The 13,549-nt window shown below is 62.9% G+C and carries 13 protein-coding genes; 10 read left to right on the forward strand and 3 right to left on the reverse strand.

What is annotated here, in order from left to right; genetic code table 11:
- Positions 1 to 84: 84 nt before the first annotated feature.
- Complete coding sequence (locus tag GU3_RS03050; protein ID WP_014291089.1) at positions 85 to 1,257, forward strand: NAD(P)/FAD-dependent oxidoreductase; 1,173 nt, start codon at positions 85 to 87, stop codon at positions 1,255 to 1,257.
- A 36-nt stretch (positions 1,258 to 1,293) separates the two neighbouring features.
- On the opposite strand, the gene trpB is transcribed toward GU3_RS03050, so the two are convergent.
- Positions 1,294 to 2,472: a tryptophan synthase subunit beta gene (trpB, locus tag GU3_RS03055; RefSeq protein WP_041543475.1), complete on the reverse strand. Its 1,179-nt coding sequence runs from the start codon at positions 2,470 to 2,472 to the stop codon at positions 1,294 to 1,296.
- A gap of 134 nt (positions 2,473 to 2,606) precedes the next feature.
- A complete protein-coding gene (locus GU3_RS03060) occupies positions 2,607 to 3,530 on the reverse strand; it encodes a LysR substrate-binding domain-containing protein (protein ID WP_014291091.1) in 924 nt (307 codons plus the stop codon).
- Positions 3,531 to 3,707: 177 nt separating this feature from the next.
- Between GU3_RS03060 and GU3_RS03065 the strand changes: the two genes are divergently transcribed.
- The 9 genes from GU3_RS03065 to GU3_RS03105 all read left to right on the forward strand — a co-directional run bounded on the left by GU3_RS03065 (position 3,708) and on the right by GU3_RS03105 (position 12,509).
- The gene (locus GU3_RS03065; protein ID WP_014291092.1) at positions 3,708 to 4,409 is read left to right on the forward strand and encodes a fumarylacetoacetate hydrolase family protein; all 702 of its coding nucleotides are present in this window, start codon (positions 3,708 to 3,710) and stop codon (positions 4,407 to 4,409) included.
- A 10-nt stretch (positions 4,410 to 4,419) separates the two neighbouring features.
- Positions 4,420 to 5,061 carry a maleylacetoacetate isomerase gene (maiA, locus tag GU3_RS03070; protein WP_014291093.1) on the forward strand — a complete coding sequence of 214 codons (642 nt, stop codon included), beginning with the start codon at positions 4,420 to 4,422 and terminating at the stop codon, positions 5,059 to 5,061.
- A 28-nt stretch (positions 5,062 to 5,089) separates the two neighbouring features.
- Positions 5,090 to 6,298 (forward strand): 3-hydroxybenzoate 6-monooxygenase, encoded by a 1,209-nt coding sequence (locus tag GU3_RS03075; RefSeq protein WP_014291094.1) that lies wholly within the window; start codon positions 5,090 to 5,092, stop codon positions 6,296 to 6,298.
- A gap of 46 nt (positions 6,299 to 6,344) precedes the next feature.
- The gene (locus tag GU3_RS03080) at positions 6,345 to 7,376 is read left to right on the forward strand and encodes a cupin domain-containing protein (RefSeq protein ID WP_014291095.1); all 1,032 of its coding nucleotides are present in this window, start codon (positions 6,345 to 6,347) and stop codon (positions 7,374 to 7,376) included.
- Between the two features lie 16 nt (positions 7,377 to 7,392).
- Positions 7,393 to 8,094: a fumarylacetoacetate hydrolase family protein gene (locus GU3_RS03085; RefSeq protein ID WP_014291096.1), complete on the forward strand. Its 702-nt coding sequence runs from the start codon at positions 7,393 to 7,395 to the stop codon at positions 8,092 to 8,094.
- 122 nt (positions 8,095 to 8,216) lie between these two features.
- Positions 8,217 to 9,188, forward strand: coding sequence for a TRAP transporter substrate-binding protein (locus GU3_RS03090; protein ID WP_014291097.1), 972 nt, complete (start codon positions 8,217 to 8,219; stop codon positions 9,186 to 9,188).
- A gap of 45 nt (positions 9,189 to 9,233) precedes the next feature.
- Complete coding sequence (locus GU3_RS03095) at positions 9,234 to 9,734, forward strand: TRAP transporter small permease (protein WP_014291098.1); 501 nt, start codon at positions 9,234 to 9,236, stop codon at positions 9,732 to 9,734.
- The gene (locus GU3_RS03100) at positions 9,731 to 10,999 is read left to right on the forward strand and encodes a TRAP transporter large permease (RefSeq protein ID WP_014291099.1); all 1,269 of its coding nucleotides are present in this window, start codon (positions 9,731 to 9,733) and stop codon (positions 10,997 to 10,999) included. Before GU3_RS03095 ends, GU3_RS03100 begins: the two co-directional genes overlap by 4 nt.
- A gap of 301 nt (positions 11,000 to 11,300) precedes the next feature.
- Entirely contained in the window at positions 11,301 to 12,509 is a 1,209-nt protein-coding gene (locus tag GU3_RS03105) for a DcaP family trimeric outer membrane transporter (protein WP_014291100.1), read from the forward strand.
- Positions 12,510 to 12,573: 64 nt separating this feature from the next.
- Here the strand turns inward: GU3_RS03105 and GU3_RS03110 are convergent, their stop codons facing one another.
- Entirely contained in the window at positions 12,574 to 13,452 is an 879-nt protein-coding gene (locus GU3_RS03110; RefSeq protein WP_014291101.1) for an aldo/keto reductase, read from the reverse strand.
- Between the last annotated feature and the right edge of the window lie 97 nt (positions 13,453 to 13,549).

The following is a 13,549-nucleotide window of genomic DNA, read 5'->3' on the forward strand; positions in this document are numbered from 1 at the left end:
ACAGCCGCCGGGGCCGGCATAGCCGGGCGGCGGTGGGGCGGGTAGAATGCGCCTTTTGACCGTTGTTATTGTTGAGGGGACGCCATGCAGGCCTGGGATGTAATCGTGATCGGTGCCGGCGCTGCCGGCCTGATGTGTGCCGCCGAGGCCGGCCAGCGCGGCCGGCGGGTGCTGGTGCTGGACCACGGCAAGCGCATCGGCCGCAAGATCCTGATGTCCGGCGGCGGGCGCTGCAACTTCACCAACTACCATGTGGAGCCCGGCGCTTATCTGTGCGCCAACCCCCATTTCGTGAAATCGGCCCTGGCCCGCTACACCCAGTGGGACTTTATCGCCCTGGTAAACAAACATGGCATCCCCTACCACGAAAAGACCCTGGGGCAGCTGTTTTGCGACAATTCGGCCCAGGATATCGTCGATGTGCTGGTAAGCGAATGCGATGCCGCCGGCGTAACCATACGCCTGCGGACCGAGATCCTGGCGGTAGACCGGCTGGGGGACGGTTTTTGCGTGGCCACCGCCGGCGAGGAAGTCAGTTGCCGGTCGCTGGTGGTAGCCAGCGGCGGCCTGTCGATGCCCAAGATTGGCGCCTCGCCCTTTGGCTACCGGCTGGCGGAGCAGTTTGGCCTCAAGGTGCTGCCCACCCGCGCCGGCCTGGTGCCCTTTACCCTGCAACCGGAAGACAAGCAGACCCTGGAACCCCTGGCCGGCGTCAGCCTGCCGGTGGTGGCCGAAAGTGAAGACGGCACCCGCTTCGCCGAAAACCTGCTGTTTACCCACCGCGGCGTGTCCGGTCCGGCGGTGTTGCAGATCTCCTCCTACTGGCAGCCCGGCGAGCGGGTGACCTTCGAGCTGCTGCCGGCGGGCAGCCTGGCGCAAGCGGTGGCCGAAAGTCCCAATCAGGAGCTGAAAACCTGGCTGGCCCGCCACCTGCCCAAGCGGCTGGTGGAGGCCCTGCTGGCCCGGGGCGAGCTTTCCAGCAAACCGCTCAAGCAGTACACCCCCAGGGAGCTGGCAACCGTCGAGGCGCTGCTGGCCGCCTGGCCGTTGCAACCCGGCGGCACCGAGGGTTACCGCACCGCCGAGGTGACCCTGGGCGGGGTGGATACCAATGAGCTGTCGTCCAAGACCATGGAAGCCAAGAAGGTGCCCAATCTGTATTTCATCGGTGAGGTGATGGACGTGACCGGCTGGCTGGGGGGCTACAACTTCCAGTGGGCCTGGAGCTCCGGCTGGGTGGCCGGCCAGGTGGTGTGATGCAGGCCGGCGAGCACCGGCCTGTCAATGGCTTGCTTACAGCCCCAGCTTGCGGCAGACGAAGTCCAGATCCTTGTCGCCCCGGCCACTGAGGTTGACCAGGATCACCTGGTCCGGCCCCAGGGTCGGTGCCAGCTTGATGGCCTGGGCCACGGCGTGGGCGCTTTCCAGTGCCGGAATAATGCCCTCGGTACGGGACAAAGTCATAAAGGCGTCCAGGCATTCCTCATCGGTGATGCTGGTGTATTCCACCCGGCCCATTTCCTTCAGGTAGCTGTGCTGGGGGCCCACGCCCGGGTAATCCAGGCCGGAGGCGATGGAGTGCACTGGCAGCGGCTCGCCGTTGGTATCTTGCAGCAGGTGGCAGCGAAAACCGTGGATCACGCCAGGCGTCCCCAGGCTCATGGTGGCGGCGTGATCCGGGGTGTCGAGGCCGCGCCCGCCGGGCTCCACCCCCAGAATGCGCACCGAGTCGTCGTTAAGGAAGGCGTCGAACAGCCCCATGGCATTGGAGCCGCCGCCCACACAGGCCATGATCACGTCCGGCAGGCCGCCGGTCAGTGCTTGCACCTGGGCGCGGGCTTCCTGGCCGATCACCTTCTGAAAATCCCGCACCATCATGGGGAAGGGGTGAGGCCCCACCACAGAGCCGATGGCATAGATGTAATCGGCGGGGTTTTTCAGGTATTCCTCAAAGGCGCTGTCCACCGCGTCCTTCAGGGTGGCGGTACCGCGGGTCACCGGCACCAGGGTGCAGCCCAGGATCTTCATGCGCATCACGTTGGGATGCTCTTTTTCGATGTCCACCTGACCCATGTGAATTTCACAGGGAATGCCCACCAGGGCGCAGGCGGTGGCCAGGGCCACGCCGTGCTGGCCGGCGCCGGTTTCGGCGATCACCTTTTTCTTGCCCATAAAGCGGGCCAGCAGGGCCTCGCCCAGGCAGTGGTTGATCTTGTGGGCGCCGGTGTGGTTGAGATCTTCCCGCTTCAGGTAGATTTGCGCGCCGCCCAGCTGTGCGCTCAGGCGCTCGCAGTGATACACCGGGCTGGGGCGGCCGACGAAGTGGGTCAGCAGCCGCTGCAGCTCCTGCTGAAAATCCTGACGCTGACAGATTTCGTGATAGGCCCGAGTGATGTCATCCATGGCCTGCTGGAGCGCGGGCGGTATCTCGGAGCCGCCGAATTCGCCGAAATAGCCCTCGGCATCGGGCATGTTTTGCTGGTAGTCCACACTGCTTCCTTATGCGGTCAAGGGGCCGGAATGGCCGCCGTAGCGGGAAGGGCAGCATAACAGCGGCCAAGCGGTGAATCCATTAGCCACAAGTCGGAAAGGCTGGAACCCGGTGGTTATGGCTCCCCGGTGACCGTGGCCGCCCTCAGGGAGTGCAGCAGATCCGTGATGATGGGATCGGGGTCCGGCTCGTCGCGCCAGCACATGCCCACATACCCCTCGCCGCTGTTCAGTGGCATGTTCAGCGGCACCAGCAGGCCGCGGCCGGTAAAGTGCCGGGCCACCCGCTCCGAGCTCACCGAGAGCATGTCGCTGTGCTGCAGCAGCCAGAGATTGCTTACCTGGGAGGACGACTCCACCCGGTAGGGCGGCGGCTTGTGACCGGCCATGGTCAGGGCCATGTCCAGCTTGCTGCGAATGGGGGTGCCCTGGGGCCAGACTATCCAGTCGTATTCACACAGTTCATGCCAGTCGAGCTGCGGCCGGCCGGCCAGGGGGTGATCGGGGCGGGCCACGATGCGCAGTGGCTCTTCATAGAGCATTTCACTCTTCAGGCTGGTCCGGGGCTGGTAGTTGTCGAGCCGGCCCACCACCACGTCCAGCTTGCCCAGCTCCAGCTTGTCCAGCAGCGAATTCATGGTGCTTTCCTGCACTTCCACCCGTGCTCTGGGGTGCAGCGCAATAAACTTCATGATCGCCGCCGGCACAAAGCTGGGAGCCGAGGCCGGTGAGGTGCCCACCGCCACGGTGCGGTCGCTGCCTTCCTGCAGGGCTTCCAGGTTGTGCTGGGCCCGGGCCATCTCGGTCACCATGCGCCGGGCGTGATTTGCCAGCAGCCGGCCCATGGCGGTGGGCCTGAGGCCGCGGGCATGGCGTTCGAACAGCGGCGCCCCGATGTCTTCCTCCAGCTCTTTCAGCCATTTCGACAGGCCCGGCTGGGTAGTGTGCATGATGCGGGCGGTGTCACTCAGGCTGCCGGTATCGGTGAGATTGATCAGCAGGTGCAGGTGCTGAAGGCGCAGGCGGCGGGTCCAGGTCATCAGATATACCCTAAATAGTATGCATACATCTCAAAATATCATTATTCGATATGGCTTTCAGCGGAAATAATGTTGCCTAAACGTTAAGAGTCCGTGGGCGGTAGGTTGTTGTGATGCTATCGCCGGGCCGCAACCGGGCGCCAACCCAGGCTGCTCAAACTGTCAGGAGAGTGTCACGTGAGTTATGTCGTAGAACCCCAAGCCGTTACCAGCATTCCCGTCGCCGGCCATGCTGACCAGCAGTTCCCGGTACGCCGCGTTTACTGCGTCGGTCGCAACTATGCCGCCCACGCCCGGGAAATGGGCTTCGATCCGGATCGGGAGCCGCCCTTCTTCTTCTGCAAGCCGGCCGATGCCGTGGTGGCCGTCGCCGACGGTGACACCCTGGCGCTGCCCTACCCGAGCGAAACCGGCAACTACCATTATGAAATCGAGCTGGTGGTGGCCATCGGCAAGGGCGGCAGCAATATTCCCCTGGAAGAGGCCAACAGCCACGTCTGGGGCTATGCCGTGGGCCTGGACATGACCCGCCGTGACCTGCAGATGAAAATGCGCGAAATGGGCCGCCCCTGGGAAATTGGCAAGGCCTTTGATGCGTCGGCCCCGGTGGGCCCGCTGTACCCGGCCAGCCAGGTTGGCCATCCGGCGCAGGCCGCCATCTGGTTGCAGGTAGACGGCGAGGACCGCCAGCGCAGCGACATCGACAAGCTAATCTGGTCGGTACCCGAGATCATCAGTTACCTGTCCCGTTTCTTTGAGCTGCAGCCGGGGGATCTGATCATGACCGGCACGCCGGAAGGGGTGGGCGCGGTGAAACCGGGCGAGCTGATGGTCGGCGGTGTCGACGGCCTGGGCGAACTGCACGTACGAGTGGTGTAAGGAGGGCGTCATGCAGCTTTACAGTTTTTTCAACAGTTCCACCTCTTACCGGGCGCGTATCGCCCTGGCCCTGAAGGGCCTGGACTACGACTACCAGGGAGTGAACATTCGCGTGGGTGAGCAACGGGCCGACCAGTACCGGGCGCTGAATCCCTGCCAGAGCGTGCCGCTGCTGGTGGAGGACGATGGCACCGCCCTGAGCCAGTCGCTGGCGATCATCGACTACCTGGACGCCACCCACCCGGAGCCCCGGCTGCTGCCCGCCGAGCCCCTGGCCCGGGCCCGGGTGCTGGAGCTGGCCAACGCCATTGCCTGCGACATGCACCCGGTCAACAACCTGCGCATTCTGGGTTACCTGAAGAACAAGCTGGGGGTGACCGAGGAGCAGAAAACAGAGTGGTACCACCACTGGGTGGCCGAAGGGTTTACCGCGGTGGAAGCCCTGCTTGAACGCCATGGCCACGGCCCCTACTGCTTTGGCGAGGCGCCCACCCTGGCCGACTGCTGCCTGGTGCCCCAGGTGGCCAACGCCGAGCGCATGGGCTGCGATCTGAGCCCTTACCCCAGGGTGATGGCGGTGTATGCCCACTGCCAGCAACAGCCGGCTTTTCAGCAGGCCGCCCCGTCCCGCCAGCCGGACTTTATCGCCTGAGCGCGGTACCACAGACAGGAGAATGGAAATGGACAAGCAACAGACTGAGCAAAAAGTCATCGTCGTCGGCGGCGGCATCGGCGGCCTGGCCGCGGCCCTGGCCCTGGTACGCCGCGGCTTTCGAGTACAGGTGCTGGAGCAGGCGCCGGAAATCGGTGAGATCGGCGCCGGCATTCAGCTTGGGCCCAATGCCTTTCACGCCTTCGACGCCCTCGGCGTGGGTGACAAGGCGCGCAGCCGCTCGGTGTTCACCGACTTTATGGTGATGCACGACGCCATCGACGAATATCAGGTAGGCAAGATCGAAACCGGTGAGGCCTTTCGCCAGCGTTTCGGCAACCCCTATGCGGTGATCCACCGGGTGGACGTACACCTGTCGTTACTGGAAGGCGCCCAGGAAACCGGCCGGGTGGAATTCAAGACCGACACCCAGATCCAGCGGGTGGAGCAGGATGACAACGGCGTGGCCGTTTACGACCAGCACGGCAACGTCTACCGGGGTGTGGCTCTGATTGGCGCCGACGGCGTCAAGTCGGTGGTGCGTCAGACCTATGTTCAGGATCCGGCCCGGGTCACCGGCCATGTGGTGTACCGCGCCGTGGTGGAAAAGGAAGACTTCCCCGAGGAGCTGCGCTGGAACGCCGCCAGCCTGTGGGCCGGCCCCAACTGCCACCTGGTGCACTATCCGCTGCGCGGCGGCGAGCAGTACAACGTGGTGGTGACCTTTCACAGCCGTGAGCAGGAAGAGTGGGGCGTGACCGAAGGCAGCAAGGAAGAGGTACAAAGCTACTTCCAGGGCATCTGCCCCAAGGCGCGCCAGCTGATCGACCTGCCCAAGAGCTGGAAACGCTGGGCCACCGCCGACCGGGAACCCATCGAGCAGTGGACCTACGGCCGCGCCACCCTGCTGGGCGACGCCGCTCACCCCACCACCCAGTACATGGCTCAGGGCGCCTGCATGGCGATCGAGGATGCCGTGACCCTGGGCGAGGCCCTGCGGGTGCACGACAACGACTGGGACAAGGCCCTGGATCTGTACCAGCGCTCTCGGGTTGCCCGCACCGCCCGCATCGTGCTGTCCAGCCGGGAAATGGGACGCATCTATCACGCCAAGGGCGTGGAGCGGTTGATCCGCAACGACCTGTGGAAAAGCCGCAGCCAGGAACGTTTCTACGACGCCATCGAGTGGCTGTACGGCTGGAACGTGACCAACTGCCTGAAAGACGACAACCGTTAACCGTATCGCGCGCCGGCTCAGCCGGCGCCTCAAGGAGACAGAGAAGATGCATCAACTCGGAACCCTGGAAGACCTGCCCGAAAGCTACCGCAACGAGCTGACCGAACAGAACCTGGTGCCGCTGTGGCCCAACATGCGCGCCGTGCTGCCGCCCAAGGTGCCCAGCCGCAAGACTCGCACTCTGCGCTGGGATTACGAGGTGGTTCGCCCGCTGCTGCTGCAGGCCGGCGAACTGACCCCGATGGAAAAGGCCGAGCGCCGGGTGCTGGTGCTGGCCAACCCGGGCCACGGGTTGAACAACATGCAGGCCACCCCCAGCATCTACATGGGGCTGCAGCTGATCCTGCCCGGTGAAACCGCGCCCAACCACCGCCATACCCCCAACGCGGTGCGCATTATCATCGAGGGTGAAGGCGCCTACACCACCGTTAACGGCGAACCCTGCCGCATGGAGCGGGGCGATCTGATCCTCACCCCCTCCGGCAAGTGGCACGAGCACCACCACGAAGGAGATGGCCCCATCGTCTGGCTGGACATCCTCGATCTGCCGCTGATCTACCAGCTGGAAGGCTCCTGGGCGGTGGAAGGCCAGCCCCAGCAGACCACCCTGAGCCGGGACAAGTCGTTCGCTGACTACAGTGCCGCCGGCGTGGTACCCAACCTCAACTTCCAGCGGGGCACCGCCGACTCGCCCATGCTGCGCTACCCCTGGGCCAAGACCCGCGCCTGCCTGGTGGAAATGGCCGAGCATTACCAAGACGGTTTACTGCAGGTGAGCTATGTCAACCCGGAAACCGGCGCCAGCCTGTTCCCCAGCATCGGCTTTGGCGCCCTGATGCTGCGCCCGGGCGAAACCGTCACCCTGCCCAAGCGCACCACCGCCTGTGTGTTCCACGCCGTGGAAGGCTCTGGCCAGCTGAGCGTGGACGGCGGCGATCCCCTGACCTGGAACGACAAGGACACCCTGTCGGCCCCGGGGTACACCGACATTACCCTGAGCAACGGCTCGGCCGATAAGCCGGCCTTTATGATCACCGCCGACGAAGCCCCGCTGCATCGTTATCTCGGCATTTACTGAGTCAAGGTTGAACAAGATGAGCGAAAATCTGTTATTTCCCCTGAAGGCGCCGTCCCTGGCCGCCGTGGCCGGCACCGACCAGCTGTTTCCGGTGCACCGCATCTTCTGTGTCGGCCGCAACTACCATGCCCATGCCGCCGAAATGGGCGTGAGCGTGGACAAGAGCAGCCAGGAGCCCTTTTACTTCACCAAGCACCCAAGCAGCCTGATCCCTTCGGGCAGCGAAATCGCCTATCCGCCGCAAACCGCCAATTACCATTATGAAATGGAGTTTGTGGTGGCCATCGGTCAGGCCGGTTTCGAGGTGAGCGAGGCCGAGGCCAACGAGCTGGTGTTCGGCTACGCCGCCGGCCTGGACATGACCCGCCGGGATCTGCAGCTGAAGGCGCGGGAAACCGGCCGGCCCTGGGATCTGGGCAAGGACTTCGAGGAGTCGGCGGTACTCGGCCCCATCGTGCGCAAGGAAGAAACCGGCATCGTCGACAGCGGGGTGATCACCCTGAGCGTGAACGGCGAGGTTAAGCAGAACTCGGATTTGACCAAGCTTATCTGGAACGTGCCGGAGATCATCGCCCACCTGTCCCGCTTCTACCACCTGCAGCCGGGAGATCTGATCTACACCGGCACGCCGGATGGTGTGGGCCCGGTGGTGGCCGGCGATCATATCCTCGGCTCGGTGGCCGGGGTGGGTGACGTGGAACTGCGTATCGCCCAATAACCGTAAGGCCGGGTCCAGGACCCGGCCGACCCCGTTGTGGATGAAAACGGATGTCAGGCCACATGGCCGCAATGGTGGGGGAACACCCCCGAACTCAAGGATTACAGGGAGCTAGACTCGTCATGGTAATTTTCAAAAAACTCTTGGCGGTCACCGCCATCGCCTCGGCGCTGATCTTCAGCCTGTCTGCCAGTGCGGAGCGGCTGCGTCTGGGTCATGTGACCCCGCCCAGCCACATCTGGCACCAGGTGGCCGAGCGCTTCAACGACAACCTGAAGGAAGCCTCCGGCGGCAAGCATTCCATCATGATTTTCCCGCTGTCCAAGCTGGGCGGCGACGATCAGATGATTGACCTGCTGCAGTCCGGCGGCATGCAGCTGGCGGTGCTGACCGCGGGCAGCCTGTCGAACCGGGCCGAAGACATGAACGCCTGGTTCCTGCCCTATCTCTTTGATGACGTGACCGACGCCGCTGAAGCCAGCCAGCACCCCGCCGCCCGGGAAATGCTGGACAACCTCAAGCAGCACAAGCTGGTGGGCCTGGGTTACACCTTTGCCGGCATGCGCCACATTCTTTCCACCAAGCCGATGACCACGGTGGAAGACTTTGAAAACAAGAAGATTCGCTCCTTCCCCAACAAGCTGTTCAACGACTGGTGGCAGCAGCTGGGCGCGGCGCCCACCGCCCTGGCCATCGGCGACGTATCTTCGGCGCTGACCACCAACCTGCTGGACGCGGTGGACGTGGATCTGGACATCGTCGTGGGCCTCAAGATGTATCAGCAGGCGCCCTACCTGACCCTGACCAACCACATGGCCTTCCCCGGCGTGGTGGTGGCCTCCGAGGTGTGGTGGAACCGGCTGTCCGAGGAAGACCGGACGCTGGTGCTGAATGCCTTCAGGGAAGCCGAGGAATGGGGGTTCAAAAAGCAGGCCGAGGCCGAAATCAGCAACCTGGAACTGCTCAAGGGCGAGGGCGTGACCATCAACGCGTTTGATGCCACCCAGTTGCAACCGGCCGCCGAGGTGGTGGTCGAGAAATACCGTGCTGCCAGTGAGGGCATCGATGCCTTCTACCTGCAGCAGACCCAGTAATCAAGATACCAGGGCGGACCCCGGCGTCCGCCCGCAGAGGTGATTATGTTCAACATCATCAAGACATTGGACAGACTGCTCGGCAGGCTCGAATACGGCCTGCTGGTGCTGCTGACGGCGGCGCTGACCCTGATCCTCTCGGCCCAGGTGATACTCCGCTATTTCTTCAGCAGCCCCTTGTTCTGGGCCGAAGAGGTCGCGGTGCAGATCCTGATTTCCGCTTCCTTTATCGGCGTCAGCTATTTGCTGTTCAGCAACAAGCTGGTGCGGGTGGACTTTATTCTGGAAAACCTGGGCAAGCCTTGGGGGAACTGGCTGCATAAGGGGCTGCAGTTGCTGTCCCTGCTGGTGCTGCTGGTGCTGTGCTATTTTGCCACCGACTGGATACTGCGCCCGGAGATCAAGGCGGATGTGTCGCCGACCACTCAGCTGCCCCGCTGGTACAACTACGCGGTACTGGTGGTGTCCTTCTATTGCATGGCCTGGCACCAGCTGATCAATCTCATTACGCCCAACGGTCAGGTTCATAGCGAGACGGCATTATGATCACCTCTGTTACTTTTTTCATTGCCCTGCTGCTGGGGCTGCCCATCTTCATTACCCTGCTGCTGGGCACCCTGGTGTTCCTGTGGCAAACCGATCTCACCGTGCTGATGAGCTCGCTGCCGATCCAGCTGTACGGCTCCCTTAATCAGAACGGCCTGCTGGCCATTCCGCTGTTTATGCTGGTGGGCGAGCTGATGAACAAGGGCGGGCTGACCTCCCGGCTGATGGACGCCGCCGATGTGTTCGTGGGCGGTTTCAAGGGCGGCCTGGCCTACGTCAACCTGCTGACCAACGCCATGGCCGCCTCCATCCTCGGCTCGGCCACCGCCCAGATTGCGGTGATGAGCCGGCTGATGGTGCCCACCATGGTGGAAAAGGGCTACAAGAAGGAATTCTCGGCCGCCGTCACCATGGCCGGTGGCCTGCTCGGGCCCATTATTCCGCCCTCCATGCTGATGATCATTTACGGGGTGGTGGCCTATCAGCCGATCTCCGCCCTGTTTATCGCCGGCATTTTGCCGGGGCTGCTGATCATCGCCGGTTTCGCCCTGGTGATCTTCCTCACCGGCCTGTTTGCCGGCCTGCCCTCGGGGGAGCACCTCAAGCACAAAAACATTCGCCGGGAGCTGGTGAACGGCTTGTTGCCCGGTACCATTCCGCTGGTGGTGATCGTCTGTATTATTTCGGGAGTGATGACCCCCACCGAGGCCGGAGCCATCGCCTCCATCATGGCCTTTCTTATCGGCGCCTTCGTTTACAAGACCATCAACCTGAAGGAGCTGCCGGAAGTGTTCGCCTCGGTGGCGGTCAATACCGCCACCATTACCGGGCTGATTGCCACCGCCTCGGTATTTGGCTGGGCACTGTCGTTCGAGGCGGTGCCGGACATGCTGGTGGAGTGGATCAGCGGCATTACCACCTCGCCGCTGCTGTTCCTGATGCTGGTGTATGTGCTGGTGATCCTGCTCGGCATGTTCCTGGAAAGCATCAGTGTGATGATAGTAATAGTGCCGATCATTCTGCCGGCGGCCGTTTCCTTTGGCATCGATCCCATCCACTTTGGTGTGATCATCAGCCTGGCCACCCTGATCGGCCTGGTGACGCCGCCGGTGGGGCCTGGGCTCTATATCGCCATGACCTCCGCCAACCTGCCGATGGGCGCCCTGTTCAAGGCCATGATCCCCTTCCTGGTCTCCATGCTGGTGTGCATGCTCATTATTGCCGTGTTCCCGGCCATTTCCCTGTGGTTACCCAGCCTGTTGTAGTTGATGTAGCTGGTTAGATAGCCTCATCCTTTGCCACTTCCCCCGGGGAGTGGCTTTTTTTGTCCGGCTCATGGCCAGCCGTGAGCCGGGCTGAGTGTGCCGTCGGACTGATATACGAAAAAAGGTATGGGTCTATCTCAAGATATCATTGTTCCACATGCCTACCCATGGTGAAAAATGTTTCCGAAACGTGAAGGTTTTGTTGGTTAAAAGGGCGTCGCTGGTCCTTGGGCGGCGGCATTCTGTTCGACCAATAAGGAAATGTGAATTGCATGAATAACAACCATGGAGTGAGTTGAACATGAAAAAAACCAAAGTGGCGTTGTCTGTGTTTCTGGCGACCGGCATGTTGAGCGGCACCGCCCTGGCCATGCCGGTGGTGGAAGCGGGCCAGCCCATCGTCACGGGCGAGCCGAGCCGGGTGGGGCCACCCTGGAACCATCGCACCACCATCAATATTCCGGGCACCCAAACCGATTTCGCCTTTGGCGGCTACGTCAAGCTGGACATGCTCTACGACGCCGATTATGACCTGGGCGACGCCACCAGTCCGTTCAACCTGCTCAATCCGGATGCCAATGCCACCGACGGTCGCACCGACTTTACCGCCTGGGAAAGCCGGCTCAACTTCCGCACCCATAGCCAGACCGACTACGGCAAGCTGAATACCTTCCTGGAGGTGCATTTCCTGCCCGACGGCAAGCTCAACCTGCGCCATGCCTACGGCGAGCTGGGCGGCTTTCTGGCCGGCCAGACCTGGACCAACTTCATGAGCTTTGTGGGCACCACCCGCACTTTGGCCCTGGGGGATCCCATCGGCTACAACATGGAGCGCCAGGGCCAGGTGCGCTACACCCACCGGCTGGGTGAGGGCGCCCTGTCGGTGGCATTGGAAGATCCCGATACCGTGATCGCCCGGCCCGACAGTGGCACCGCCAAAGAGGAAAGCCGGCTGCCGGACCTGACCCTGCGTTATGAATATCAGCGTATGCTGGCGCTGTCGGGCGTGGTGCGCGAGCTGTCCACCAACGACAATGCCATCGGCAATACCGTGGACGACAAGGCCACCGGCTACGGGCTACAGGCCCAGTTCAGTCTGCCGCTGCTGGAGCGCACCAGCCTCAAGGGCAGCTACACCATCGGCTCCGGCATCGGTAACTACATGGGCAACCCGGGCAACGTGGGTCACAAGAGTGCCCCCGATGTCTATGTGAATAATGGCAAGCTGGAAACCGTGGATCTGCAGGGGGGCGGCGTGTCGCTGAACCATAACTGGAACCCGCAATGGTTCAGCTCGGTCGGTTATTCCTGGCTGGAGCAGGATCTGCCCGACAGCGGTAATTACGACGGTCATTTCGATAATCTGAATTACACCTATGCCAACCTGCTGTGGGATATCACCGAGCGGCTGATGGTGGGGGCCGAATACCAGTTGGTGGATCTGGAAACCATCGGCGGCGACAGCCGGGATGCCAGCCGAGTGCAACTGAGCGCCCAGTACCAGTTCTGATGGTTCAGTGAGGGTGGTTCCTTCCGTATTGCCCGCCGGGTTCGGCGGGCTTTTTTATGTCCGGCTACACAATATCCAGCGGCGTTTTACGGGTGGGCGCGGCAAAGGCGGCGTCTAGCCGGGTCAGTACCTCGTCGTCCAGGTGCAGTTGCAGCGCCTCGGCGTTTTGCTGCACATGGGCGGGCTGCACCGCCTTGGGAATGGCGATGACATCCCGCTGGCCGTTGACCGGGCGGATGGCCCAGGCCAGCAGCAGCTGGGCCACGGTCACCCCCAGATCGCCGGCCATGGCCTGCAGTTCGGGGTGGCCGAACAGCTCCCGGCGCAGCCGGCCGCCCTGAGCCAGCGGGCAGTAGGCCATGGTGGGCAGGCCCCGTTCGCGCTGCCAGGGCAGCAGGGCATATTCAATGCCGCGGGAGCCCAGGTGGTACAGCACCTGGTTGACCGCGCACTGATCACCGCCCGGAGTGTCAGCCAGCTCCTGCATTTCGCTCAGGTCGCAGTTGGACACGCCAAACCGCCGGATTTTGCCGTCCGCCTGCAGTTGCTCAAAGGCGTCCAGGGTTTCGTCCAGGGGTATGCTGCCGGGCCAGTGCAACAGATAGAGGTCGAGATAATCGGTGCCCAGCCGCTTGAGGCTGGCTTCACAGGCGGCGATGGCGCTGCGGCGGCCGGCGTTCCAGGGATAGACCTTGGACACCAGAAAGGCCTGGTCCCGGCGCCCCTTGAGTGCGTCACCGACCACTTCCTCGGCGCCGCCATCGGCATACATCTCGGCGGTGTCGATAAGCCGCAGGCCGAGATCCAGCCCTTGCTGCAGCGCCTTGATCTCGGCCTGACGGGGGTTGAGTCCTTCGCCCATGTACCAGGTGCCCTGGCCGATGGCCGGCAGTTCAACGGCGGGCAGGCCGGCGGTGGCCCTGAGGGTAACGGTGGAGTCCATGTGTGCCTCTCATTAATTTGAAAACGATTTCCACAATATGGTGAAACAGCCGGTCGGTCATTGCAACCGGCGGCCTTGCGTTTGCACCGGCTTTGCT

This window comes from Oceanimonas sp. GK1, from assembly GCF_000243075.1.
Classification (GTDB): domain Bacteria; phylum Pseudomonadota; class Gammaproteobacteria; order Enterobacterales; family Aeromonadaceae; genus Oceanimonas.